The organism is Gemmatimonadaceae bacterium, from assembly GCA_019752115.1.
Classification (GTDB): Bacteria; Gemmatimonadota; Gemmatimonadetes; order Gemmatimonadales; family Gemmatimonadaceae; genus Gemmatimonas.
The window spans coordinates 155,871-180,778 of sequence record JAIEMN010000004.1 but is presented as its reverse complement, the minus strand read 5'-3'; the positions used below and the strand labels follow the sequence as shown (position 1 = coordinate 180,778).

20 protein-coding genes are annotated in these 24,908 nt (G+C 68.1%); 7 read left to right on the top strand and 13 right to left on the bottom strand.

Annotated elements, in window-relative coordinates:
• Positions 1-34: 34 nt before the first annotated feature.
• Together K2R93_02510 and K2R93_02505 are read left to right on the top strand one after the other, a co-directional pair.
• Complete coding sequence (locus K2R93_02510) at positions 35-352, top strand: YbjQ family protein (protein ID MBY0488692.1); 318 nt, start codon at positions 35-37, stop codon at positions 350-352.
• Positions 349-609: a VF530 family protein gene (locus tag K2R93_02505; GenBank protein ID MBY0488691.1), complete on the top strand. Its 261-nt coding sequence runs from the start codon at positions 349-351 to the stop codon at positions 607-609. The genes K2R93_02510 and K2R93_02505 overlap by 4 nt, the downstream gene beginning before the upstream one ends.
• Here K2R93_02505 and K2R93_02500 read toward each other — a convergent pair.
• The 3 genes from K2R93_02500 to K2R93_02490 form a co-directional block, all read right to left on the bottom strand.
• Positions 606-1,217 carry a hypothetical protein gene (locus K2R93_02500; GenBank protein ID MBY0488690.1) on the bottom strand — a complete coding sequence of 204 codons (612 nt, stop codon included), beginning with the start codon at positions 1,215-1,217 and terminating at the stop codon, positions 606-608. The two genes, K2R93_02505 and K2R93_02500, sit on opposite strands and share 4 nt — an antisense overlap.
• A gap of 82 nt (positions 1,218-1,299) precedes the next feature.
• Positions 1,300-2,592: a HupE/UreJ family protein gene (locus K2R93_02495; protein MBY0488689.1), complete on the bottom strand. Its 1,293-nt coding sequence runs from the start codon at positions 2,590-2,592 to the stop codon at positions 1,300-1,302.
• The gene (locus K2R93_02490) at positions 2,573-4,171 is read right to left on the bottom strand and encodes a DUF3500 domain-containing protein (GenBank protein ID MBY0488688.1); all 1,599 of its coding nucleotides are present in this window, start codon (positions 4,169-4,171) and stop codon (positions 2,573-2,575) included. The genes K2R93_02495 and K2R93_02490 overlap by 20 nt, the downstream gene beginning before the upstream one ends.
• 144 nt (positions 4,172-4,315) lie before the next feature.
• On the opposite strand from K2R93_02490, the gene K2R93_02485 reads away from it, so the two are divergent.
• Entirely contained in the window at positions 4,316-5,587 is a 1,272-nt protein-coding gene (locus K2R93_02485) for an MFS transporter (protein MBY0488687.1), read from the top strand.
• Positions 5,588-5,597: 10 nt separating this feature from the next.
• Here the strand turns inward: K2R93_02485 and K2R93_02480 are convergent, their stop codons facing one another.
• The 3 genes from K2R93_02480 to rocF form a co-directional block, all read right to left on the bottom strand.
• On the bottom strand, positions 5,598-9,302 hold the full coding sequence (locus tag K2R93_02480) for a carboxypeptidase-like regulatory domain-containing protein (GenBank protein MBY0488686.1): 3,705 nt from the start codon (positions 9,300-9,302) through the stop codon (positions 5,598-5,600).
• Positions 9,303-9,372: 70 nt separating this feature from the next.
• Positions 9,373-10,578: an ornithine--oxo-acid transaminase gene (gene rocD, locus K2R93_02475; GenBank protein ID MBY0488685.1), complete on the bottom strand. Its 1,206-nt coding sequence runs from the start codon at positions 10,576-10,578 to the stop codon at positions 9,373-9,375.
• A gap of 25 nt (positions 10,579-10,603) precedes the next feature.
• Positions 10,604-11,533, bottom strand: a complete 930-nt coding sequence (rocF, locus tag K2R93_02470; GenBank protein MBY0488684.1) for an arginase — start codon at positions 11,531-11,533, stop codon at positions 10,604-10,606.
• A 105-nt stretch (positions 11,534-11,638) separates the two neighbouring features.
• On the opposite strand from rocF, the gene K2R93_02465 reads away from it, so the two are divergent.
• Positions 11,639-12,055: an Lrp/AsnC family transcriptional regulator gene (locus K2R93_02465; GenBank protein ID MBY0488683.1), complete on the top strand. Its 417-nt coding sequence runs from the start codon at positions 11,639-11,641 to the stop codon at positions 12,053-12,055.
• Positions 12,056-12,137: 82 nt separating this feature from the next.
• On the opposite strand, the gene K2R93_02460 is transcribed toward K2R93_02465, so the two are convergent.
• Both K2R93_02460 and K2R93_02455 read right to left on the bottom strand, forming a co-directional pair.
• Positions 12,138-13,211 carry a dienelactone hydrolase family protein gene (locus tag K2R93_02460; GenBank protein ID MBY0488682.1) on the bottom strand — a complete coding sequence of 358 codons (1,074 nt, stop codon included), beginning with the start codon at positions 13,209-13,211 and terminating at the stop codon, positions 12,138-12,140.
• A 199-nt stretch (positions 13,212-13,410) separates the two neighbouring features.
• Positions 13,411-15,591, bottom strand: coding sequence for an MCP four helix bundle domain-containing protein (locus tag K2R93_02455; GenBank protein ID MBY0488681.1), 2,181 nt, complete (start codon positions 15,589-15,591; stop codon positions 13,411-13,413).
• A 248-nt stretch (positions 15,592-15,839) separates the two neighbouring features.
• Between K2R93_02455 and K2R93_02450 the strand changes: the two genes are divergently transcribed.
• Positions 15,840-16,445 carry a hypothetical protein gene (locus tag K2R93_02450; GenBank protein MBY0488680.1) on the top strand — a complete coding sequence of 202 codons (606 nt, stop codon included), beginning with the start codon at positions 15,840-15,842 and terminating at the stop codon, positions 16,443-16,445.
• 3 nt (positions 16,446-16,448) lie between these two features.
• Here K2R93_02450 and K2R93_02445 read toward each other — a convergent pair whose 3' ends face one another.
• Positions 16,449-18,383 (bottom strand): propionyl-CoA synthetase, encoded by a 1,935-nt coding sequence (locus tag K2R93_02445; protein MBY0488679.1) that lies wholly within the window; start codon positions 18,381-18,383, stop codon positions 16,449-16,451.
• Between the two features lie 170 nt (positions 18,384-18,553).
• On the opposite strand from K2R93_02445, the gene K2R93_02440 reads away from it, so the two are divergent.
• A complete protein-coding gene (locus K2R93_02440) occupies positions 18,554-19,012 on the top strand; it encodes a hypothetical protein (GenBank protein MBY0488678.1) in 459 nt (152 codons plus the stop codon).
• 52 nt (positions 19,013-19,064) lie between these two features.
• Here the strand turns inward: K2R93_02440 and K2R93_02435 are convergent, their stop codons facing one another.
• The 4 genes from K2R93_02435 to K2R93_02420 form a co-directional block, all read right to left on the bottom strand.
• Positions 19,065-20,795 (bottom strand): dihydroxy-acid dehydratase, encoded by a 1,731-nt coding sequence (locus K2R93_02435; protein MBY0488677.1) that lies wholly within the window; start codon positions 20,793-20,795, stop codon positions 19,065-19,067.
• 311 nt (positions 20,796-21,106) lie between these two features.
• The gene (locus K2R93_02430; protein ID MBY0488676.1) at positions 21,107-21,985 is read right to left on the bottom strand and encodes an NAD(P)-dependent oxidoreductase; all 879 of its coding nucleotides are present in this window, start codon (positions 21,983-21,985) and stop codon (positions 21,107-21,109) included.
• Complete coding sequence (locus K2R93_02425) at positions 21,982-22,746, bottom strand: SDR family oxidoreductase (protein ID MBY0488675.1); 765 nt, start codon at positions 22,744-22,746, stop codon at positions 21,982-21,984. Before K2R93_02425 ends, K2R93_02430 begins: the two co-directional genes overlap by 4 nt.
• A 79-nt stretch (positions 22,747-22,825) precedes the next feature.
• Positions 22,826-24,484 (bottom strand): serine hydrolase, encoded by a 1,659-nt coding sequence (locus K2R93_02420; GenBank protein ID MBY0488674.1) that lies wholly within the window; start codon positions 24,482-24,484, stop codon positions 22,826-22,828.
• A gap of 52 nt (positions 24,485-24,536) precedes the next feature.
• On the opposite strand from K2R93_02420, the gene K2R93_02415 reads away from it, so the two are divergent.
• On the top strand, positions 24,537-24,791 hold the full coding sequence (locus K2R93_02415; GenBank protein ID MBY0488673.1) for a hypothetical protein: 255 nt from the start codon (positions 24,537-24,539) through the stop codon (positions 24,789-24,791).
• Positions 24,792-24,908: the final 117 nt, after the last annotated feature.

Sequence of the window (24,908 nt, the reverse complement as noted above, 5' to 3'; positions counted from 1 at the left end):
CATTCCTGCGCAGACGTTCGACGTCCCCCACGAGATGACCACCACCGGCTTCGACCTCGCCGGGTATCGTATCGTGATGAACCTGGGCGTGGTACGCGGGGTGGTCGTCCGCTCACGCTCCGTCTTCGGCACGATTGGCGCCAGCTTCCAGACCATTCTGGGCGGCAACATCTCGCTGTTCACGGAGCTCGCGGAGCGCACGCGCGCGCAGGCCTTCGAAACGATGCTGCATCAGGCGCACCTCGCCGGCGCCAACGCGGTGATCGGGGTGCGCTACGATGCCAATGAGCTCATGAGCGGTGTGACCGAAGTGCTCTGCTACGGCACCGCGGTGCGCGTCGAAGAGGCGTGAACGCCCCGGCGAAGGATCCGATGCACGGGATGACCCTGCAGGCCATCCTCGAGCATCTCGTGGATCGCTACGGATGGGACGGGCTCGGGCAGCGCATCGAGATCCGCTGCTTCACGCACGACCCGAGCATCACCAGCTCGCTCAAGTTCCTGCGCAAGACGCCGTGGGCGTGCGCCAAGGTCGAGTCGCTATACCGGCACTCGGCGGCGCATCCACGCAAGGCGGCGAGGCCCGCCGAGCCTCCCGCCGCCGACTAGCGGCCGCGCCGTCGCGCCTCCGACGCCCACCACGCGTCGGCGGTGCGAACCACCAGCGGCCGCACGCCAGGCCGCGCACGCAGATGGGCGGTCACGCGCGCGGTGTGCGTGGCGTACACATCTTCCGGCGACGTTCGGGGCGCGAGCCAGCGCACGTCGCGCAGGGACGGCAGCGACGGGGCCCCATCGGCGGGCCCATTGCTCGTGTGGACGAGCGTGCCATCGGTGCACGCCGTTGTACACGCCACCACCGGCCGCGGGAGCGTGCCAAGCAGGGTATGCGTCACGCGGCGCGCGAATCCCTGCAGCTGCGGCGCCGAGAGCGACACGGTCACGGTGCCATCGCGCGAGACGAGCGCGCGCACGAGCAGTGGCTGCCACGTGTGGTCACACGCATCGGCGGGCGCGTCGTAGTCACCGAGATGCCGAAAGCCATAGGCTTCGAAGCGTCGCCGCACGCGATCGTACCACGCGAGATCGAGATGCGCGAACGCCGCCGGATCGGCCGGAATAAACGGCGCGAGCTGCCCCATGTCTGGTCCGATCGCCGTGTGATCACGGGGCTCGAGATCCGGGATGGCGTCGATCGGCTCAGGGCGTGGCGTCATGGCGAGCGGTGAGGGCGGGTGAACTCTCACCGAGGAGACGGATCCTATTCCTTGCCGTTACGTCCGCCGCCGGCATGAAGGGTCACGAACCGGCCGGGTGCGGCCTCGGCGCGTGACGCAGGTTACACGACGCGTACGCCCACGACAGGAGCGCGGCACTCCACACTGCCACCGGGATCCACGGCATGAGGGTATCGACCACCGCGAGCGCGGGGACGGTGGCGAGTCCGCTCCGATCGGCGAGCCAGCCAACCGCCACGGCGCCGCTGGCCGCGCCGAGCCCCACGCGGAGGTGGGCATAGGCGGCTGGCGCCCGGCGAAGCACCACGATCAACGCCGGCATCACCACCGCGACGATCGCCACCTGCATGAGCTCAATGCCGCCGTTGAACGCGAGCAGCGCCTGCGCCTGCTGCCACGCCGAGAGCCCCGCCCCATCAAGACTCGCGGCGAACGCGAGGCCGTGCACCAGTCCGAAGCCCACCGCCATGGCGAGTTCCGCGCGGGCGAAGAGCGGGCGGATGGCGTGCACGGCCGCGACGACGATCGTGGCGGCCACCGCGACCTCGACCCAAGTCGACGGGGCGTGCACGACGCCGAGGCTGCCCAACGCCAGAGTGACACTGTGGCCCACGGTGAAGCCGGTCACCACGCGCACCACGCCCCGCCATGCCTCGCGCAGCGGCAGCGCCTCGCGCCAACGCTGCGCCCGCACGCGCAACGGGGCGACGAGGATGAGCAGCAGCAGGAAGAGCAGGTGATCACTCCCGTCGGCAATGTGCCGCGTCCCCGCGGCCACGAGGCTGCCGATGGCGCCCCCGACCCGCGGGGCGGGGAGCGCAATGTCGAGTTGGTGCATCGGCGCGCGGAGCTCTCCGAGGAGCCGCGGCGGTTGCGCCGCCTGGCCGGCCGCCCAGTCGTTGCGCAGCATGACCTCGACCCGATGCGTGCGCACTTCATGCAGCACCGCGTCGTACAGCAACGTGAACCGACGAGCATCCATGCCGACGGGGGCCCGCAGCGTGAGATCGGCCACGAGCTCTGCGCGTCGATCGGTCCCGAGCACCGAGAGCACCGGGCGCTCCACCAACCAGCCGACGTTGGCGGTGCGTGCCCCGACGTGCTGCAGGAGGTAGCGGGTGAGCATCTCGCCATCCCGTGCCAGGAGCTGCGTCGGATGATCCGCGAGCGGACGCCCCACCGCGAACTCGAGGCGATTGAGCGGAATGTGCAGCAGCAGATGCACACCGCCCGGCATCACGTCGATCCATGCGCGGGTCTCGGGCAGGGGATGGGCCGCGGCCGTCGCTGGCGCGGCCAGGAGCGCCGCGGCCAGCGACCAACGACGGAGGTGCTTACTGACAGGCGCCACCATAATCCCCGACCTTGTCGCGCCAGATGGTATGGAAATGGATGTCGCTGTTGAAGATGATCCCGCGCTGCACCGAGAACTCGATCCACACGCGTGGCCCGTCGATGCGGAAGTAGTTGCCGTTGGTGGTCACGGTGCCGCTGCCAGCATAGGCCACGTATGTGCTGGCGAGCGACGTGGCGCTCAGATAGTTGCCCAGCAGTTCGTTGGCGTATTCGTTGGCCTGGGTGTTGACGTAGGCGGTGATCACCGCCTGCACCAGCGTCTGATCCGCGGCGGAGAGCGTGGTGTAGAGCGCACCGCGCTCCGTCACGCTGGCGTAGGCGCGCGGGCAGGTGTTGTCGATGCCGCCGCTGCCATTCGCGCCGAAGAGCAGATCGGCGTAGGTCCCGGTCAGCTTGGTCGCCGGATACGCCACCAGGGCCGTGCCCAGTGCGGCCATCGCCGTTCGCTGCGCAAGCATCGGATCGTAGCTCACACCGCCCTGCGTGAAGGCTCCCTTCGGCTCGACACCCAGGAAGAGCGGGGTCGGGCTCTTGTAGGTCCCGTTGAAGGCGAGATTGAACGTGAGGTGATGCCCGGTGAGTTGCAGCATCCAGAAGCTGCTGGCCGATGGTGTGCCCAGAATGACGAGGTAGAACTGACCATTGCCATAGGAGCTCCCACCGCCGTTCGCGGCGAGGTAGTCATCGGCCGCCTGCATCCCCACATGCAACGTGTTGCCGGCGGTGCTGAGGGCCGTTGTGATGAGCGTGCGGGCCGCGGCTTGCTGGGTGGTGGAGAGGCTGCCCCAGCTGATGCCGTTCCGGGCCGAGAGTGCCGCAGGCAGGTTGGACCAGCGCCGCGCCGAGGCCACACTGAAGTCGATCTTGGCGGTCGTCTGCTGGCTCGTGCTCAGCGTGGCGAGGAACGCATTCGCTGCCGCGGTGGCCTGCGCACTCAAGCCGCTGCCGCTGCTCGTCGTGACCGTGAGGCTCGCCACTGCGCTGGTGGTGCTGCCGGCGCTGTTCGACACCACGACGTCATAGTTGCCGGCGTCGGTGGTGGCCGCGCTGACGATGGTATACGTCGTGCCGGTGGCGCCACCGATCGCGCTGCTGTTCTTGCGCCATTGATACGTGAGCGGTGCCGTCCCGCTGGCCGTGACGCTGAACGTAACGGAGGAGCCCACCGCCACTGATTGTGAGACCGGGGCCGTCACGATCGTGGGCGCGCTCGACCCGCCGGTGACGGTGAGGGTGGCCGCGCTGCTCGTGACACTGCCGGCGCTGTTGCTCACCACCACGTCGTAGCTGCCGGCCTGGCTGGTGGCCACGGCGGCGATCGCATACGTCGCGCCAGTCGCGCCACTGACCGCGCTTCCATCCTTGCGCCACTGATAGCTGAGCGGCGCGCTCCCCGAGGCGCTCACGCTGAAGCTCGCGGCGCTGCCGACGGCGGCCGACACCGCGGTCGGCTGCGTCGTAATCGAGGGCGCGATCGCCGTGGTTGCTGTGCTACTCGTGCCACCACAAGCACCACTCGCCAAGACCAGCCACATCGCGGCGCCACCTGAATAGCGGGCCGCCCACATCGTACGCATCACGTTCGCGATCACTCGTGCTCACAGGGTCGGGGTTGGCGGAAAGACACGCGACGCGCGGTTCGGCCCTACCTGGGGGCGACAATCCCTGTCAGGGAACGCGCCGTGGCTGCGGGTGACGCGTTTGGGCGATAGCTTGCCGAGGTGACGACCTCTCATTCCACTTCCCGCGGCCTGCTCGCCTGGTGGCACGAAGGCACGCCGGCGGCGCAACGGGCGCTCATAGCGGCCGCGCTGGGCTGGGCACTCGACGCCTTCGACGTGATGCTCTTCTCGCTCACGTTGGCCGCCGTCATCAAGGAACTGGGCCTCACCAAGGTCCAGGCCGGTGTGCTGGGCTCCATTACGCTGCTGGGAGGCGCGGTCGGTGGCCTCTTCTTCGGCTGGGTGGCCGACAAGTTCGGCCGCACGCGCGCGCTCATGGGCAGCGTGCTGCTCTACTCGTGCTTCACCGCGCTCTGCGGCCTGTCGCAGACCTTCTGGCAGTTCGCCGCCTTCCGCGCGCTGCTGGGGCTCGGCATGGGCGGTGAGTGGGCCAGCGGCGCCGCGCTCGTCAGTGAATGGTGGCCCACGCATGTCCGCGGCCGCGCGCTGGCGTGGATGCAGAGCGCGTGGGCCATTGGCTTTGGGGCGGCGGCGCTCACGGTGAGCGTGGTGCTTCCCCGCTTTGGCTGGCGCGCCGTGTTCTTCGTGGGCGTGCTCCCCGCGCTGCTCGTGCTGTGGGTGCGCCGCAACGTCGAAGAACCCGAGCGGTGGGTGGCGCTCAAGGTCACGGAAAAGATGGGCGTCGCATCGGCCGCGGCGCGCGCGAGCGTGTTCGACATCTTCCGCGGAAAGATGCTGGGCCGCACCAGCGCGGTGACGTTCATGAACGCCTGCACGCTCTTTGGCTGGTGGGGGATGAACAGCTGGATCCCAGCGTACCTCTCGCTCCCCACCGAGCAGGGCGGCCTGGGCATGAGCGCCGCCACCGGCCCGCGCTTCGTGGCCTTCATGCAGCTCGGCATGTGGCTCGGCTACATCACGTTCGGTTACATCAGCGATGTCTTCAGTCGCAAGCGGGTCTACGTGACGTACCTCGTGGGCGCGAGTCTGCTGCTGCCGCTCTACGGTTCACTGACGAACCCGGTCTTCCTGTTGCTCCTCGGCCCGTTTGTGGCGTTCTTCGGTACGGGCTTTTACAGCGGCTTTGGTGCGGTGACGGCCGAGCTCTACCCCACCGCCATTCGCGCGAGCGCCCAGGGGTTCACGTACAACATCGGGCGCATCGCGAGCGCCGCCGCGCCGTTCACGGTGGGGTCGCTGGCAACGAGCCAGGGGTTCAGCGTGGCGTTCGCGGTGGCGGGCGCCGCGTACTTGCTTGCGGCCCTCACGTGGAGCGTGATTCCGAATACGCAGGGCGCCCAGCTGGACTGATCAACGGCCCTCAGTCCTTGCGTACCTGCGCCACCGTGTGCTTCAGCGTGACCTCGCTCCCGAAGAAGTACTGGTGCCCCTTCCGCTTCCCCTGCGGAATCGTCAGCATGTCCTTAAGCAGCGACATGAGCTCGATCTGTTGGGAGTCGAGTAGCTCCGCCGCGATCTCGGGCTGCTTCCAGAACAGCGCCCAGTAGGCGTCCTTCGCGTCCTTGGCTTTGGCGAGCGCTTCGGCGCTCGCGCGTCCACCGGGGACGTTGACCAGATACTCGGCGAGCGGGCGATAGATGGCGCGCACGCCTTCCGCGAACACCGAATCACGCTGGCGCAGCTTGGTAATCTGATCGGGGCGCAGGAAGAGCGAGTCGCCTTCGGAGACTACGGCACGATGGATGCTGCTCGTCTCGTCCAGATACTGTTTCATGAGGGAGTCGATGCCGCGGCGTTCGTAGCGGCCGTTCATCTTCACCGGCTCGAGCACCCGCCGCAGCGTCTGCACGTCGTAGTCCACGTGCAGACGGATCTGCATATCGATCGACACCCGGAACGGTTCGCGCCAGGTGGTGCGGCTCGGGCGTGTTTCGCCGAAACGCGGATTGACGTCGTAGCGGAACGCTCTGGCCGTCGCGTCGAAGCCGCGCGGAATGAGCAGCGTCGCATCGGGCGTGGCCACGCCGCCCCAGCCGCGCAGGTCACTGCCGTTGAAGAGCTGATCGAGTCCGCTCAGGATGTTGTTGGCAAAGACCGTCATGTTCACGCGGCTGCGCCATCCCTTGCTCGCGTAGTCCACCGGCGGCGACCAGGTGAGATTGAGCGTGCGTGTCCAGGGGCCGCGGCAGCCGTTGCGCGCGAGGGGATTGGCGATCGAGCTGGCGAGACACGCCTTGGCGATGTCGCTGCCGCTGGTCTGCAGGGCGCGCAGCCCCGCCGCGAGTGCGGCGTCGCTCGTGGTGGCGGGATTGGGCGCAAAGGCGCGATCGCCGCCGCGGCCATCGCCGTTCACGTCGCCTTGGACCGTCGGCGTAAAGGGCAGGCCACTCTGCAGGCGCGCGAAGACCGACAGCGTGCCGAACTTGCCCTGATGGCCCGCCTGCAACAGCCACACATGCCGCGCATCCGACCACGCTGGTGTCCACTCCACGGTGCGGGGATCGCCGCCGGCCGCGCCGTCGAAGCCACGGACCTGTCGATCGATGCGCTGCGCCGTGTAGTTCACCCCCCAGAATGGCCAATTGCGCCAGAAGCGACTGAACCGATCGGGGCCCACGCCGATCGTGAGCTGCGCGCCGCGCCCGCGGAGATCCGACTGCAGGACACCCACGCGACCGTACTCGGCGCTCCGGCGTGACTCCGCCGCCGACACCGCGCCACTGGCCGCGTCGATGGCACTGGGCGACACGAACACCGGCCGGTTGCCCTCGTTCGCCAGCGTGAAGCGTGATACGCCACTGAAGTTGGCGTCGATGGTGGACGCCTGATTGAGATCGTACGTCGCAAGCGCACTGGCGCGCACCATCATTTGCCAGCGCGTGGCGTTGTAGTCGAGATTCGCCCGCCAGCTGCGCGGCGCATCGTAGCCCCGACCGAGGAGCGTTACCGAAGGCGCGCGCTCGGCGAGCGGACCGCTCCCATCACGGCATTGCTGCGGACTCGACGCAGAACTCGCCAGGCTCCAGTTGCCCGGCGGTACCGCCGCGCCAATGCACGTCAGCGACAGCACGCTCCCGGCGAGCCCGGTCCGCGCGGCGGCATCGGCCACGGCATCAGGGCGCCACAGATCACGAAACTCACCAATGCCGCCGCGCAGCACCCCGGTGGGATAGCGGTACCAAGTGCCGTAGCCATTCATCGCGACGCCGCCGCCGTTGCGCTGCGACTTGTTGAAGGTGTAGCTGAAACCGACGCGCGGGCTCACGTGCACGGTGGGCGACACGCCGCCGGTGGTGAGGCCGAGTGCCTGCTCGAGGGCGCCGTTGCGAGCGGGGCTCGTGAGGAGACCATTGCCCTCGAGGCGCACACCATAGAGCAGGGAAAAGAACCGTGACGGGTTGTAGGTGTGCGAGACGGCGGCGGCGGTGTTCCAGCTCTGGCCGGATCGATCCGGGTTGACGAGGGTGCGCGTGTAGCTGCTGGGCCGATTCGCCGCGAGGTCCGCGAGTGAGGCGAAACTGTAGCGCCCGTTCACCGCCCCGCCACCTTCTTGGCTGAGGGCGTCCATGCGGCCCCAGGCGATCGCGCGCAGCTGATGACGGCGGCCGCGAATGTTGCGCTGGAACTCGTGATTGGCTTCGCCAGTCCAGCGCCACACATCCGACGCGGCGGCGCCATTGCCACCGAGCGCGACCGACGCGACGCCGGCATCCGATGCCGTGGCGTCGGCAAGCGTGCGGACGAGCAGATCCACGGCCGGTCGATCGGAATAGGGCGTCGTGCGCGCCAGCGTGCCACTCGCGTTGAGGCGTGATACGCGATACGTACTGAAGTTGGGGCCACTCCAGTGCCCCCGTGACCAGATTCCGCCCATCGCGCGATCGAGCCGGGCGACGCCACCCGACGGCGCGCTCAGCACGCCGACGCCCTCGTTGTCAGCACGCGATTCGTTGGCGTAGAGCGTCAGCGAATGCGAGCGGGCAGAGTCGCGCGTATCATCGAAACGGGCGATCGCGCTCAGCGCATCGCGGCGCACGCCACCAGCCGGGCTACCGAATGCGAGCGGCAATCCGCTCTGCGCGGCGAGCGTGCGGATGCGCTGCACGGAGTCCAGCGCGATGCCGGAGAGCTGATAGGCGAGCGGATCGGCATCGGTCAGATCAGGGCGGATGCGCGATTCACGCGACACATCCACGGCGACATTGTAGGTGAGGGCATTGCGAATGGCCTCCCCATCCATTCCCCCGGAGAGCTTCCAGTTGGTGTTCGGCGCGCCGAGGGCGCGACCAATCGCGTCGGTCGCCTGGAGTGCCGGGCCGTCGAACGTGGCGTAGATGTTGCGATTCTGAAAATCGCGCGAACCGCCACTGAGGCGGACATCGACGTTGGCGCCGGAAAACCCACCGCGCGTCGCATCGTACGTGGCCCCGGTGACGCGCGTGTTGACCCGCGCCGCGCGCGGCACACTGCCGGCGCCCATTGCCATGCCGTTGAGCGTGGTGAGATTGCTCGCGCTGCTCGCACCGAGCATCGAGAGGCCGCCGCCCACCATGGTCGCGCCCGGAATCGTACTGACGGTGGTCATGATGTTCCCGGCCATGCTGGGTGGCACGCCGCCCACCACGCCTTCGTTGAAGCGCTCACTGGAGCCCGCGTCCTGCAGGCTTGGCGACACACCGGTGTAGACGCGTTCCGGTTTACTCGCCGCGATCTTCACCGCGTCCAGCGACACCACATTGCTCGAGAGAGTGAAGTCGGCCACGAATTCCCGCTCGGAGCCCTGCCGCGTCACACGGCGCCGCGCTGGCTTGTAGCCGGTGGCCTGGATGGCCACGAGATAGTCGCCGGTGCCGTTCTCGAAGGTGATGCGATAGGTGCCGCTGTCGTTCGTGAAGCCCTGCTGTATGAGCCGATCGGGGCCCCGGGTAATGATCACGGTGGCGCCGCTGATCACGCGGCCGCTGTCGGAAGTGACGCGGCCGCGGAGGGTTTCGGCATTTTGGGCGCGCGCCGCTGACGCCAGCGTCAGCGAGGCAATGAGTACAAGGGATGGGACCAGACGCACAGGCTCACTCGAGGGCAGGGACTCGAGTGAGACAACGGAAGCGCCCGAAGCGTTGTGTCAGTGCGGCGAATCAGCAGTCAGCGACCCGATCAAACACCGCGCGGAGCTGATCGACAGCCCAGCGCAGATCCTCCTCGGCGATCACCAGCGGCGGCGACAGCCGGATCACCGTCCCGTGCGTCTCCTTGCACAGCACCCCGCGCTGCTGCAGCGCCTCGCACCACGGGCGCGCGGGTTCGTGCAGCTCGATGGCGCACATCAGGCCGCGGCCGCGTACCGCCTTGATCGCGGGGTGTGTGAGCGTGCGCAACTCGCCGAGCAGCCACGCGCCAAGCCGCGCCGAGCGCTCCACGAGCTGCTCGTCGTCGATGACCTGTAGGGCTTCGCAGGCCACGGCGCAGCCGAGGGGGTTGCCACCGTAGGTGCTGCCGTGGGAGCCGGGCTCGAAGAGGCCCAGGATGTCGGCGTCGGCGACGACCGCCGAGACCGGATACATGCCGCCCGACAGCGCCTTGCCGAGGATGTACACATCGGGGGTGACCTGCTCGTGATCGCAGGCGAACATCGCCCCCGTCCGGCCGAGACCCGTTTGGATTTCGTCGGCCATGAGCAGGATCCGGTGGTCGCTGCAGAGCGTGCGCAGCCCGGCGAGGAAGCCATCGGGTGGGAGGATCACGCCCGCTTCGCACTGGATCGGCTCCACGAGCACGGCGCAGGTCTCCGGGGTGATCGCGGCGCGCACAGCGTCGAGGTCACCGAACGGGACCAGCGTGAAGCCGGGCGCGAACGGACCGAAGTCGGCGCGATACGCGGGTTCGCTCGAGAAGCCCACGAGCGTGCTCGTGCGTCCGTGAAAGTTGCCGGTGAAGGCAATGATCTGCGCGCGATCGGCGGCGATGCCCTTCACGCGGTAGCCCCAACGCCGCGCGGCCTTGATGGCGGTCTCCACGGCTTCCGCGCCGGTGTTCATGGGCAGCACCATGTCTTTGCGGCACCGCGTCGCGAGCGCTTCGCAGAACGCGCCCAGCTGGTCGTTGCGGAACGCGCGCGAGGTCAGCGTCACCCGGTGCGCCTGCGCCACCATCGCGGCCACCAGGCGCGGATGCGCGTGCCCCTGATTCACCGCCGAGTACGCGCTCAGGCAATCGAGATAGCGCGTGCCATCCACATCCGTCACCCACGCGCCCTGCGCCTCCGCGATCACCAGATCCAGCGGATGGTAGTTGTGCGCACCCCAGCGCTCTTCCTGCGCGATCAGCTGTTCGGTACGGGACAGGAGGCTCGGCATACGACGCTCGCGGTCAGAGAATGTGGCGGCCGAAGGCGCTCGCGATCAGATCGGCGCACAGTTCGGCGGTGGCGTTGCGGTGGTCGAGAATCGGGTTGACCTCCACGAGGTCCATGGCGCGCATGGCGCCGCTGTCGTGGATGATCTCCATCGCGAGATGCGCTTCGCGGAGCGTGGCGCCGCCGCGCACGGGCGTGCCGACGCCGGGGGCCTCGCGAGGGTCCACCCAGTCGGCGTCGCACGAGACATGCACGCCGCCGGTTCCATTGGTGGCGATGGCGATGGCGTCGTCCATCACGGCGCGGAGGCCGCGTTCATCGATGTCGCGCATGGTGAAGGCGCGAATACCGAGCTCACGGATGGCGTGCTGTTCGGCCGCGTCGAGATCACGCAGCCCCACGTAGGCGAGATGCTGCGCCTGCACGGCCGGTTCATCGCCCGCCAGATGAATGAGACTTGGCGCCCCCATCCCGAGCAGATGCGCGACGGGCATGCCATGGATATTGCCGGAGAGGCTGGTCGCCGGCGTGTTCAGGTCGGCGTGTGCGTCGAGCCAGATGAGCCCCATGCGCTCGCCACGCTCACGCAGCGCGCAGGCGGTGCCGGCGGCCGACCCCGCGGCGAGCGAGTGGTCGCCGCCCAGCACGAGCGGCGTGACGCCCTGACGCACGGCGGTGGCGGTGCGCGTCGCCACCTCGGCGCAGACGGCGGCGATGGCGGCCAGACGTTCGTCGAACGCGTCGGCCACGGAGGCGCGGTCGGGGACGAGGACATTCCCGGTGTCGCGCACGTCGTAGCCGAGCCCCTGGAGCTGCTTGACCAGGCTCGAGAGGCGCATGGCTGATGGCCCCATGTCCACGCCGCGGCGGCTGGCGCCGAGGTCGAGGGGGACACCGATCAGCTCGATGATGCTGGGCAGGGGGGCGGGGCCGGAGATCGTCATGCCTCAAGGATCGGCACGACCGATGCCAGCAACAAGATCAATCAGTGCACAGAACTGCGCGATCTATCTAGCAAAAAGTCAGGCAAAAGTGTCATATTGCGCACCATGGACGCTTTGGACGTACGGCTGGTCTCCCTGCTGCGCGAGAACGCGCGCCTGAGCGTGGCCACGCTGGCCAAGCAGCTCGGCGTGTCGCGGGGCACGGTGCAGAACCGCATCGACCGTCTCGTGGAGCAGCGGGTGCTGCTGGGCTTCACCGTGAAGACCGCCGCCGAAGCCGGCGCCCACCGCATTCGCGCCATCACGACCATTCGCACCGAAGGCGATGCCGACGTGGTGCTGCGCACCATCCGCGGCTACCCCGCGGTCCGCGCGCTGCACACGACCAACGGACGCTGGGACATCGTCGCCGAACTCGCCACCGACACGCTGCAGGAGTTCGACGAAGTGCTGCGGCAGATCGGAAAGGTGAAGGGGGTGGCGAATACGGAGACGAGTTTGCTGCTGAGTACGCACAAATAACCCGGCAACCCCAAACCCTAAAACACCAAACCCCAAACTGATCAGTTTGGGGTTTGGTGTTTTAGGGTTTGGGGTTGCCGGGTTACTTCAGTACCCGCTTCAAGAACGCCACCGTCTTCGGCCACCCATCCTTTGTCGCCGCGTAGTTCGCGGCTTCTTCCGCTTCGTCACGCTGCGCCTTGGGATCGTTCTGCGCGCGCAGGAAGCCGTGCACGGCGCCTTCGTAGTTGGTGCCGGCGTAGTCCTTCTTGAGGGCCTTCATCGCCGAGTCGATCGCGGGCATCAGGGCGCCGATGCGGGCGTCCTTCGAGCCGTTGAGCAGCATCACCGGCTTGCTGATCTTCTGCAGCGAATCCCCGTCCACCGTAGCCGGTACGGCGGCCGTGGTGGCCGTGGCCGGCTGGCCAGCCTTGGTGTACGGCGCGCCGTAGAAGGCGACGCCACCGCTATAGCCCTTCACGCCCCCGTTGACGGCGTGGGCCCACACCGTCTGTCCGCCCCAGCAGTAGCCGATGACCGCGTACTTCTGCTGTGCACTCGGCAGCATCATGGCGTAGTTCGCCGCCGCACTGATGATGGCATTGCGCTCGGTCGTGTTGACGCCGGCGATGATCTTGCGCGCGGAATCCGCCGCCAGCTCCACCGTCGTCGGGCCACCGCGGACGCGCGACAGGAAGTCCGGGGCGATCGCGATGAACCCATCGGCCGCCGCCTGGTCCGCCACGCCGCGCACCCACGTGGAGAGTCCGAAGATCTCGTGCACCACCACCACGACCGGTGCCTTCTGCGTGGAGGTCTTGCTGAACGGGAAGACCACCCACGCCATCACCGAATCCTTGGAGCCCGGCGCCACGGGGAACTTCACCCATTCGCTGTGGCGGTTGCTCGCCTTGAGTCGATCGGGCGCCGCGTTGTTGCTGGCTGGCAGCGACAGGTCTTGCACGGTGGCATAGCGGCCGAGCGTGGGCGACTTGAGATCCTCGGCGCGCATGTGCGCACTGTGGTCGTCCATGCCGCGCATCTCCATGCCGCCCATGCTGCCGGACCGCATGCCAGTGGACGGGAGCTGCGAGTAGGACGCGGCTCCGGGGGTGCTCTGAATGGTGCAGGCGCTCGCCAGCAGCAGGGCGGCGGCGACGGGGCTACGACGGAACATCGGCAATCCTCGCGGAAGGTGGGAAATGCAACGCGAGGAAATTACGCGTTCCCGGTGCCCCCTGCTGGGGGAATGGGTGCCGGCCCCGACCGTCTCGGCCGGGAATAGATCGGGGGGCAACCCGAACGACGAACGCCGCACGAGGCGTCAGACGTGCCCCGTGCGGCGTTGCGTGTCAGTCACCAGCGCTGCTGGTCGTTCAGAACACCGACAGCGTGTCCAGATCCTCGTGCATCGACTCGTCGTCGAACGGGATCAAATCCTGCGCGATCGCCTTGGACGATTTCGCCACCGGCTTCGACGCGAACTTCGGGGCCATCATGGGCGCTGTCGGACGCGCCGCCTTGGCGCCCCGAGCCGGCGCCGCCGCCCGCTGCCACGCCGCCTGCTGCTTGGCATGGTTTCGATCGTACTCGGCGTGCGCCGCCGCTCGCACGCTGCCGGCATCATGCTCCAGGGTGAAGCGCGACACCATGGCGTTGAGCACCGCCGCCTGGCTCGAGAGCTCCTCGGCCGTGCTCGCCGATTCCTCGGCGTTCGACGCGACATGCTGCGTGGCGCTGTTCAGCTGATCGATCGCGCCGTTGATCTGCTGCACGCCTTCGACCTGCTGCTGCGAGGCCGCCGAGATCTCCGCCACGACATCAGCCACCTTTGCGACGTCGCCACGGATGGCGTCGAAGCTCGTGGCGGCCGCCGTGTTGAGCGACACGCCATGCTCGGCGCTCTGCAATGCCTGCTCGATGAGGCTCGCGGTGTTCTTCGAGGCCTCGGCCGAGCGAATGGCCAGCGCGCGCACCTCTTCCGCGACGACCGCGAACCCGCGGCCGGCATCGCCGGCGCGTGCCGCTTCGACGGCCGCGTTGAGGGCAAGCAGGTTCGTCTGGAAGGCAATCTCCTCGATCGTCTTCACGATCTTGGCGGTCTCCACGCTGCCGCGGCGAATCTCTTGCACGGCTGCGGTGAGCTTCTGCATTCGCTCGCTCCCCTCGATCGCGTTCTGGCGGGCGCGTTCGGCAAGCGCCTGCGCCTCCTGCGTATTGGCCGCCGTGCTCTTGGCCATGCTCGAGAACTCGGTCGAGCTCGACGCGATCTCTTCGATGCTGGCGGCCTGCTCACTCGCCCCACCGGCGAGCGACTGGCTGGCGCTCGCAATCTGCGAGCTCGCCGCCGCCACCTGTTCCGCGGCCGCCGTCACCTGCTCGAGTGTTTCCGAGAGGTTGTGGATGGCCGTGTTGACGGAGTTCTTGAGCGTGAGGTAATCGCCTTCGTAGTGGCCGGTGATGCGCGCCGTGAGGTCCTTGTCGGCCACCTTGGCCAACACATGCTGCGCTTCGGCAATCGGCTGGCTCACCGCTTCGAGCATGTCGTTCATACCGGCGACGAGCGCCCGGAACGCGCCCTCGTGCCCCTCAACCTGCGCACGCTCGGCCAGCTGCCCGCGCTGCGCGGCATTCACGAGCCCCTGATTCTCGGCGATGACGCGGCCGATGGAGCCCTGCGTTTCGCCGAAGTGGCGCACGGCCGTCTGAATATCCGCGAGCACCGTGTCAAACGTGCGGCTGATCTGACCGATTTCGTCGAGCTGTTCGGACTTGATCGGCGTGGTGACCGGCGTGACCACCACCGACGTGTCACCGCTCGAGAGCGCGATCAGGCCGCGCCGCAGGCCAGCTACGCAGTGGTCCTGCAGCGACTTGAGACGCGCCACGATCGGCTGAACGGCCGCATCGACCATGCTGCCGGTCCACCAAGCGAGACCGAAGCCCACGATCAGCAGCGTCACGATGACGCCAACCATGATCAGGCGCGTACGGCTGTAAATCGACGCAGCGAGTTCGGTCGCCTTGATGCTTTCGTCGTGATTCAGCTTGACGAGGGCGGCCAGCGTGGTGTTGGTGGCCTCGAACTTGGGCTCCACCTGCTGATGCATGGCGAGTCGCGCCTCGGCGTTCTTCCCGGCGCGCGAGAGCGACTGGACCGTACCCCAAGCCGAGTCATACGCGCTGTACGCCGCCTTGAAGTTCCGGAAGAGCGCGCTGTCGGTCGCCAGAATGATGGTCGCGTCGTACGCCTCTTCGGCCTTCTTGATGTGGCCGCTCTGCTCCGCGAGTTCGCCCTCGATCGCGGTCATGTCTTCGGCGGAGATCGCCGCGATGTGCGAGTACTGAATCGCGCGCGTTTCCTGCACCTGGGCCGCGAGCTCACCGATTCGCTCCACGCCCGTCAGCCAATCGCGGGTGATGGCCACCGACTGATCATTCACATCGCTCAATCCGCGTTCGGCGAGAATGCCGAGTCCTGCGGTGCCCAGCAACACCAGTCCAACCGTAACCAGCAGCTTGCTGCGAATGCGAAGATCCTGAAACCAACGGACCATATAGATACACTCCTCGTCGAGTGATCACCCACGAAATTGAATTGAGCGGCGCTCGCCGGCGCCGATGTCTACGAGGTATCGGAAAGTCGATGGCGTTACGTGAGCGTCCCTTGATCGTATGAAACACCCTAAATGCATGACGTAGGGCGCTTTGGCGCGTGGGTGTCACACCCTTGCACGGCGCGAACGCACGAGGCGCCGCCGCCGTCGGTCACTGACTTGCCTGCCGCGTTTTCGCAGGAGGAACCATGCGCTGTACGCACACACTCTCGCGCGCGACGGCGACCGTCACGTCGCGGGCGCTCCTCTGGTCTACACTCGCCGCCGTCAGCGTCGCCCCCACGGCGCACGCACAGATCGCGGATGTCACACGCAGCGCCGTTTCGGATATTTCGCGCCTGACCTTCGGTCAGCTGTGCGAAGATCGCTTTATCGTCCGCAACGACGGCGCTCGGCCCGTTGACGCCGAGGTGGCCGTGGCGAAAAGCGGCGAGCACACCAAAATCCCGCTCGGTCCGCACGAGCAGGTGGAGTTCAGTTCCAGGTCGAAGGGCGATGTCGAACTCTGGCTGGACGGCAAGCTGGTCGCGACCGCCGAGAAGGAAAAGCGGTCGTGCAAGGACATCCAGGGCAACGCCTCGGTGGTGGTGGCGCCGCTCGATGTCGTGCAGAACGACAAGGACAAGACGCCCCGCTACGCCAACTATCCCTTCTACGATCAGTGGTTTTATGGCATGTACGGCCCCGGATTCGGATACGGCTACGGCGCCCTCGGGTGGAGAGCGCCGTATTACACCGGGTTCGTCGGTGTGCCGATCGTCGTCGGCGGGCGAGGCGGCGGGCGCCGGCGGTAAGGGCTAGCCGCCGATCGTGCCAATCGGCCGTTGCGCGTAGCCCAGTCGCTGGAACGCAACCTTTACTTCGTCGAGAATGACCGGATCGTCGATGGTGGCGGGCACGGACCACGCGTCACCATCGGCGATCAGGCGCATCGTCTTGCGGAGCACCTTGCCGCTGCGCGTCTTGGGCAGGCGCGCCACGGTGGTCACCTGGCGGAAGTTCGCCACCGGACCGACTTCGTTGCGCACCTTCTGCACCAGTTCGGCGGCCAGTTCACTCGCGTCGCGCTCCACCCCCTGCTTGAGCACCACGAGACCGAGTGGGACCTGGGTCTTGAGTGCGTCCCGTACGCCGATCACGGCGCACTCGGCGACATCGGGGTGACTCGCCAGCGCCTGCTCGATGGAACCGGTGGAGAGGTTGTGGCCGGCCACGATGATGATGTCATCGACGCGCCCCATGATGAACAGGTAGCCGTCTTCGTCGATGTAGCCACCGTCGCCGGTGAGATAGTAGCCGGGGTACTTGGTGAGGTACGTCTCGATGTAACGGGCATCGTTGCGCCAGAGCGTCGGCAATGATCCGGGCGGCAGCGGCAGGCGGATCGCCACGGCGCCCTCCTTGTTCGCCGGGAGCGCGTGGCCGTCCTCGTCGAGAATCTCCACCGTGTAGCCGGGCACCGGCTTCGTCGGCGACCCGGGCTTCACGGGGAACGGCGTGAGCCCGAGGCAGTTCGACGCGATGGGCCATCCGGTTTCGGTCTGCCACCAGTGGTCGATGACCGGCTTGCCAAGCAGGGCGCGCGCCCAGTGGTAGGTATCGGGATCGAGGCGCTCACCGGCCAGGAAGAGGGCACGCAGACTGCTCGTGTCGTACTTCGCGAAGAACTCGCCTTTGGGATCTTCGCGTTTGATGGCGCGAAAGGCGGTCGGCGCGGTGAAGAGCACCCGCACCTGATGCTCCTGGATCACGCGCCAGAATTCGCCGGCATCGGGAGTGCCGACCGGTTTGCCTTCGTGCACGATGGTGGTGCAGCCGGCGAGCAGCGGCGCATACACGATGTACGAGTGGCCAACGGCCCAGCCGAAGTCACTGGCGGCCCAGAACACTTCGCCCGGCTTCACGCCGTAGATGTGCGCCATGCTCCAGTGCAGCGCGACGGCGTGCCCTCCGTGATCGCGCACGACGCCCTTGGGGACGCCGGTCGTGCCCGACGTGTAGAGGATGTAGAGCGGATCGGTGGCGTCCACGCTGACGCACGGGACCGGCTCGGCCATCGTCACGAGCTGGCGCCAGTCGTGATCGCGCCCGGGGGTGAGATCGGCGGTTTGCATCGGGCGCCGCAGCACCACGCAGTGCGCCGGTCGATGCGAGGCGAGTTCCAGCGCCTGATCGAGCAATGGCTTGTACGGCACGATGCGCTGCACTTCGATGCCGCAGCTCGCCGTGAGGACCACCTTGGGCTGCGCATCGTCGATGCGCACCGCGAGCTCATTGGGCGCGAATCCGCCGAAGACGACGGAGTGTACCGCGCCGATGCGCGCGCACGCATACATGCCGATGAGCGTTTCCGGTGTCATCGGCATGTAGATGATGACGCGGTCGCCCTTGGTGACGCCGAGGTTGGTGAGCACCCCGGCGAAGCGCGCGACCTCGTCCTGCAGCTCGGCGTAGGTGATGACGCGCCGTCCGTTGGTGACGGGGGAGTCGTAGATCACCGCGGGTTGTGCACCGCGACCGTTCTCGACATGGCGATCGATCGCGTTGTAGCAGGTGTTGAGTCGCCCGCCGCTGAACCAGCGATAGAGGGGGGCGTGGGTGTCGTCGAGGACGCGATCCCACGGGCGGTCCCAGTGCAGGGCGCTCGCGGCGCTGGCCCAGAACCCTTCCGGGTCGGTGCGGGCGTGCTGATAGGCGAGGTCGTACGCGGTCGGTGGCGGCGAGTACGTCATAGAACGGCGGCGGGGTAGGGGAGAGCTGAAAGCTCGGCGGTTCGACCCGGCTTGGCTATTCGGTGAAACCCTGACGGGGGAGGGTGGGCGGAGGGACCGTATTCGAGAAGTCAGGGGGGAGGAGGGAGGGGGGAGTGAACGGCGGGGGCTGGGTTGGCGTAGTGTGGGGTATGCTGATGGCAGTTCTGGCGTTGCTGGGGCAACCGGGGCGATTCCCCATGTGTGACGCGGCGGAACGGTTTCTGTCGGGGGATCGACAGCTGGCGACGCGGGTCGAGGCGGATACGCTCGACGACTGGCGGACGCGCAAGAAGCTGATCGGCTGCCGCGTGACGTCCGCCGGCGGGACCACGCGCGGCGCTCAGGCGGAGGCGGTGGCGTTCTACGAGCGCATCCGCGCCGTGGGGGGCTGGGTACGGACCCCCGATCCCCGCGACTCACCTGGCGAGGCGTCGTTGCGCTTCCGCACCGGCAACGTGGACTGCCTGTTCAACGTGTACGGCCCGTCGATGCTGAATACCGAGGCCGAAGACGCCGTGGATGCGGCCCGCCCGCTTCAGCGGGGCGAGGCGCGGTGGCATGTGTACGTGATGTGCGTGGAGGCGATGCCGGCGGCGCCGCGGCAATAACCCGAGACAAAGACCCACAATCCACGACCAAGAACCCGAAACCCAGAACCGATCAGTTTAGGGTTTCGGGCTCTTGGTTCTGGGTTGTGGGTTGGAATCGGCGTGTGCCACTGTGCGTCACCGCGCCCTCATTCGCCGGCCCTACCAGCTTTGCGTACTTCTCCAGCAGCCCGCCTTTCACGCTGGGCACAAAGGGTGGGAGCGCGGCCAGCCGCCGCGTGAGCTCGGCGTCGGTGAGGGCGACGCTGATCCGCCGCGCGCCGGGCGTGGCGTCGATCGTGATCGTGTCCCCGTCGCGGAGCGCGGCGATGGGGCCGCGGTCGGCCGCCTCCGGGCCCGCGTGCCCGATGCACAGGCCTCGCGTGGCGCCGCTGAAGCGGCCGTCCGTAAGCAGCGCGACCTGCTGGCCGACCCCCTGGCCGTAGAGGAGCGCGGTGATGCCGAGCATTTCGCGCATGCCGGGGCCGCCCTTGGGGCCTTCATTGCGAATCACGATCACGTCGCCGAGGGCGTAGCGCCGCACGCGGACCGCTTCAAGCGCCTGCTCCTCGCTCTCGAAGACGCGCGCGGGCCCGGTGTGTGTGAGCGTGGCGAGTCCGGCGGTCTTGAGCAGCGCACCGGCGGGACAGAGGTTGCCGGTGAGGACGGTGACGCCACCGTCGCGGCTGCGCGCGTTGCTGGCGGTGCGCACCACCGCCCCATCGGGGGCCGCCACCGGCGCCAGCTCGTCCGCCATCGTGCGCCCGGTGATCGTAAGCGCCTCGCCGTGCAGAAACCCGGCGTCGAGGAGTGCCTTGAGCACGATGCCGGTGCCGCCGGCGTGGTGCAGGTCACGCGCCAGGTACTGGCCACCGGGCTGCAGGTCGGCGAGCAACGGCGTGCGGGCAAAGACCGCGGCAACGTCGTCGAGCGTGAAGGGCACGCCGGCTTCGTGGGCGATCGCCGGGAGGTGGAGCGCGGCGTTGGTGGAGCCGCCGGTCGCACTGACCACCGCGCAGGCGTTCTCGAGCGCCGCGCGGGTGACGATGTCGCGCGGCCGCGGGGCATCGGCCATGACCGCCTGCATCAGCACCGCCGCGGCGCGACGCAACATCGGCGCGCGCTCGCTGTAGACGGCGGGAATCATACTCGAGCCGATGGGCGACAGCCCCAGCGCTTCGCCGACCATGCCCATGGTATTTGCCGTGAACTGCCCCGCGCACGCGCCGGCGGTGGGAATGCAGCTCCGCGCGCGCGCCGTGACTTCGTCGATCGTGGTTTCGCCGGCGAGGACGCGCCCCACGGCTTCGTACGTTTCGCCGATGTGGGTGTCGCGCCCCTGGTACGTGCCCGGCAACGTGCTCCCGCCATACACGAAGATGCCCGGCACGTTACAGCGCACGATCCCCATCATGAGCCCAGGGAGATTCTTGTCGCAGCCGCCGATGGCAAAGACGCCGTCCCACTGATGCGCTTCGGTGCTCGCTTCGACGCTGTCGGCGATGAGCTCACGGCTCACCAGCGAGTAGCGCATCCCGGGATGCGCCACGCTGAGCCCATCGCTCACACTCACCACGGGGCATTCGTGGGGCATCCCCCCGTGGGCATACACCCCCGTCTTGGCGTGCTGCGCCTGCTCCCGCAACGCGAGGTTGCACGGGCTCATCTCGCCGCCGGTGTGAAACACGCCCACATGCGGGCGCCGGATCTCGTCGTCGCTCTGCCCAAGCGCTTGCAGAAACGCATAGGTCGGGGCGCGCAGGAGCCCTTCGTGGATCTTGGCTGACCGGAACTCGCGAGGCATCAGACTGGAGAGGTCAGAGGAAGAACGTGGCGGGGATCACGGGGGAACGGGAGCAAGGGCACTTCGGATGGTGCTGATCATTCCGACGAGGAGCTGTACCTGATCTGCCGAGGGGCGGAGCAACGGGGCATCGGAGTGGTTAACGAAGAAAGCGAGAACACCTCCAGTGCTCCGATGCTCCGCCCCTCCGCAGAGCAGTCACAACGATCTTTCAGTGTCGGCACGTTGCCAGCGTCCCACGCAGGCCTCCCCGTGATCCCCGCAGCGCCGTTCAGCGATCCGGCAAACGAGAAGGTACCGCACCGCAGTGTCTACGTGACCAGCCGGATCAATCGCGACGCATCACCCTCGGCGGTGATATCCTCACGCGCCGCCGCTTCGGCGTAGCGTGAGGCCGCGAACGCCGTCACCGGCACCGTCGCACCCACGTCGGCGGCGAGGCGCACCACCTGATCGATGTCCTTGCGGAAGGTGCCCACCGCGCCGATGCGCGGCGTGTCCACGCCAGCGGCCATGCGCGGGCCAAAGACCTGAAAGGGCAGCGAGTCGGCCCAGCCGCCCGCGAGCGCTGCCGGCAGCTGCGTGGCATCCACACCGGCGCGCTCCGCGAAGGCGATCATCTCGGCGATCACCAGCAGATTGCACGCCACCAGCTGCTGATTGCAGCTCTTGGTGAACTGACCGGCACCGTGACCGCCCATGTGCGTCACCCGCTGCGACAGCGCGTCGAACACCACGCTGGCGCGCGCGACATCGGCGGCGTCACCGCCCGCAAAGACGATGAGCCGACCGGCTCGTGCGCCCACGACGCCACCGGAGACGGGCGTATCGATCCAGTGCGCGCCGCAGGCCTGGTCGAGGCGCGCGGCCATGGCCCGCGTGGCATCGGGCGCGATGCTCGACAGGTCGATCACCAGGTGATCCGCACCCATCACCGTGGCCAGGGCTCCGCTCCCAAAGACGACATCCTCGACGGCCTTTGTATCGGTCAGGCACAGGCACACGAGCGTGCACTGACGCGCGACGTCCGCGGCCGACGCGGCGGCGGTCGCACCGGCCGCCACCAGCGGCGCGAGTTTATCGGCGGAGCGGTTCCAGATCACCACGTCGCGGCCACACTCGAGCAGGCGCTCCACCATCGGCGCGCCAATCAGGCCGGTCCCGATGAACCCAATGCGCGTGCTCATCAGCCGTTCAGGTGCAGGCCCGCGTCCATCCGGATGATCTCACCCGTGATGCCAGCCGGCCCCGCAATGAGGAAATAGGTCAGCTCAGCGATTTCGCCCGGCGTGAGCAGGCGCTTGAGCGGCTGCGTCTCGAGATACTTCGCTTCGACCGCCGCGAGCGCGTCGGCATCGAGCACGCGGCTCGGCAACCCGCCGGCGACGTAGCCCGGTGCGATCGCGTTCACGCGAATGAGCGGCGCCAGGGCGCGCGCCATGGACAGGGTAAGCGAAATCACCGCCCCCTTGCTGGCGGCATACGCGGCCGACGAGCCCACCCCCGACAGGCCGGCGATGCTCGAGTAGTTCACGACCGCGCCGCGGCCGCTGCGCTCGAGCGCACCGCGACAGGCGCGGATCATCTGAAAGGTGCCCATGACGTTCACGTCGTTGGTGCGCGTGAACTCACTGCTCGGCAGCCCTTCGAGATCATGGTGCGGCACGAAGCGCGTCACCCCGGCGCAGTTCACGAGGCCATCGATCCGCCCGAAGTGCTGCTCGAGCGCGGTGGCGGCGTGGCGGCACGCGGCATCGTCGGTGACACTGAATTCCAGCACGTGTCCCTCGGCGCCCAGCGCGGTGCACTCGGCGGCGACCGCGTCGGCCTCGGCGCGCGTGTCCGCGAGGGTGCAGATGCCGGTACGCCAGCCGGCCTTCGCGAAGGTGCGGGCGCAGGCGGCGCCGATGCCGGTGGCGGCGCCGGTGATGAGGACGACGGGGTTGGACACGGGGGGAATGGGAGGCGGGGAGACGTACTGCGGGAACTACGGAAGCCTGAACTGCGGAAGCTGAACTGCGGAAGCTGGACTACGGAAGGCGGTGGAAGGGGAGATCCCACATGCGGCCTTCGCTGACGTGCAGTGTGGTGACGCGGCCCTTGGGGTCGCGGGTGAACCAGACGGCGCCGGCGCTGCTTTCGAAGGCGTCGCGGGTGGTGGGGGTGAGGGGTTCTTCCAATCCATCGCGTTTGCTTACGATGAGCCGACCGTCGCGCACGCTGATGCGGATCGTATTCGCGATCTCGTCGCTGCGATACCGGCCGGCGAACGCGGCGAGTTCGGCGGTCGCGGGCGCCCAGACGCTGGCGGCGCGCCAGGTTGCCACCAGCGAGTCGCCATCGGCGGTCGCGGTGCGAAGCGTGCGCGTGCCCTTCCCGTCAACCGCGAGGCGCAGGCGCTGGCTTCCGGCGAGGTAGCCACCGTCGCGCAGCGCGCGCAGCGGCACGCCATCGCTGCTCAACAGCCCCTTCGCCGTATCGAGCGTGATCACAAGATGGTCGTTCGCGAACTCGTACACGCCGCGCCAGGCCAGGAGCGCGGTCTGATCCGCGCGCACCGTATCCGGCGCCGCGGCGGGGGGAAGCTCGGGCGCCAGCGCATCGACCAGCGCATGCGTGTACGCCGTGGCGCCGGCGCCGGCGGCGTTGCAGAGCACCGCAATGGAGAGGTTGCCCAGCTCCGGATAGCGCGCGAGGTACGTGCTGTAGCCCGCCGTCGAGCCGGAATGCGCCAGCTGTGTCGTGCCGCGATAACGCCCGACCATGAGCCCATTGGCGTACTCGATCTGGAGGCCGTTGGTGAGCGTCATGCGATTGGCGAGTCCGCTCGCGATGTCCGGGCCGAGGGTGTTGTTGGTGAGCGCCTCATTCCAGCGGAGCCAGTCGCCGACCGTAGTGAGGAGCCCACCGGCGCCAACGACATTGTCGGTGGGCATGTCGAGGTGCCAGCCATCGGTGCGGCGGCGGTAGGCCTGCGCGAGCCCCGGCACGATGCGGGTGTAATCGTCGCGCCAGCGCGTGTGCGTCATGCCCAGCGGCACGAAGAGGCGCTCGCGCGTGAACTGCGAGAACGTCTGGCCGCTCACCCGCTCCACGATGGCGTGCAGCAGCAGGAACCCGGAGTTCGTGTAGGAGTAGTGATCACCGACCGGATAGTTGAGCGCCTGCTGGGCGGCGATCAGGCGCACCATGTCCGGATTGGTGTGGACACGTGTGCCCCGTGCCCACCCCTGCCAATCCACGAGATTGCTCCACTCGCGCAGTCCACTGGTATGCGTGAGGAGATGACGCACGGTGAGGACGCGCCCGTACGCGGGGAGCTCCGGGAGGTACTTTCGCGCGTCGTCGTCGAGCGAGAGCTTGCCGTCCCTGGCGAGCAGCAGGATCGAGGTGGCCGTGAACTGCTTGGCGACCGATCCGGACTCCAGAATGGTGGCCGGCGTGATGGGCCGTTCACCGGCAATGTCGGCCATCCCGTAGCCGCGCTCGAGCAGCGTCGTGCCCCCGCGCGCGATGCCGACGGCGCATCCGGGGCCGTGCGTGTTGTTCCAGCTGCTGAAGACCTTGTCGGCGACGGCAATCAGATTGGCCGGCGCCGCGGGACGCGAGGCGTCGGCCCGTGGGGCTTGGGCTGCGGCGGGGGCTGCGGCCAACAGCAGGGCCGGCGCGAGGCGAAGGGAGAGGTGCATGGCCGCGAAAATACCGCCCGGCGCCCCTTGCTGCCCGCCGTAGAATTGGGGTATGCCGATCTACGTCTACGAAACGGTGCCGGCCACGGCCGGCGAGGCGCCGGAGCGGTTCGAGCTCCGGCAGTCGATGAACGATGCGCCCCTGACGGAGCATCCGGAGACGCACGTCCCGGTGCGGCGGGTCCTGAGCGGCGGGCTGGTGACGTTCACGCACGGCCAGCAGGGGCAGACCACGCCCTGCGGATCGCCGCGCGGCGGGTTGCCGATGGCGGGGTGCGGGGCGTCCTCGTGCTGCATGGTGCAGTGATGGCAGCAAAGAAGACGGCGGCGAAACCGGCGGAAGCCCGTACGGCGGGAGCCCGTACGGCGGGAGCCCGTACGGCGGGAGCTCGAACCTCGGGAAAGGCGGTGGCCAAGAAAAAGG

Excerpts from the sequence above, each read along its gene's own strand:
- K2R93_02445 (MBY0488679.1), bottom strand. The coding sequence starts at position 18,383 with ATGACGTACTCGCCGCCACCGACCGCGTACGACCTCGCCTATCAGCAC.
- K2R93_02435 (MBY0488677.1), bottom strand. The coding sequence starts at position 20,795 with ATGCCTCGCGAGTTCCGGTCAGCCAAGATCCACGAAGGGCTCCTGCGC.
- K2R93_02415 (MBY0488673.1), top strand. The coding sequence starts at position 24,537 with ATGCCGATCTACGTCTACGAAACGGTGCCGGCCACGGCCGGCGAGGCG.
- K2R93_02510 (MBY0488692.1), top strand. The coding sequence starts at position 35 with ATGACCACCACCGGCTTCGACCTCGCCGGGTATCGTATCGTGATGAAC.
- K2R93_02460 (MBY0488682.1), bottom strand. The coding sequence starts at position 13,211 with ATGTTCCGTCGTAGCCCCGTCGCCGCCGCCCTGCTGCTGGCGAGCGCC.
- K2R93_02455 (MBY0488681.1), bottom strand. The coding sequence starts at position 15,591 with ATGGTCCGTTGGTTTCAGGATCTTCGCATTCGCAGCAAGCTGCTGGTT.
- K2R93_02490 (MBY0488688.1), bottom strand. The coding sequence starts at position 4,171 with ATGCGTACGATGTGGGCGGCCCGCTATTCAGGTGGCGCCGCGATGTGG.
- K2R93_02495 (MBY0488689.1), bottom strand. The coding sequence starts at position 2,592 with ATGGTGGCGCCTGTCAGTAAGCACCTCCGTCGTTGGTCGCTGGCCGCG.
- K2R93_02465 (MBY0488683.1), top strand. The coding sequence starts at position 11,639 with ATGGACGCTTTGGACGTACGGCTGGTCTCCCTGCTGCGCGAGAACGCG.
- rocF (MBY0488684.1), bottom strand. The coding sequence starts at position 11,533 with ATGACGATCTCCGGCCCCGCCCCCCTGCCCAGCATCATCGAGCTGATC.
- K2R93_02420 (MBY0488674.1), bottom strand. The coding sequence starts at position 24,484 with ATGCACCTCTCCCTTCGCCTCGCGCCGGCCCTGCTGTTGGCCGCAGCC.
- K2R93_02450 (MBY0488680.1), top strand. The coding sequence starts at position 15,840 with ATGCGCTGTACGCACACACTCTCGCGCGCGACGGCGACCGTCACGTCG.
- K2R93_02500 (MBY0488690.1), bottom strand. The coding sequence starts at position 1,217 with ATGACGCCACGCCCTGAGCCGATCGACGCCATCCCGGATCTCGAGCCC.
- K2R93_02440 (MBY0488678.1), top strand. The coding sequence starts at position 18,554 with ATGCTGATGGCAGTTCTGGCGTTGCTGGGGCAACCGGGGCGATTCCCC.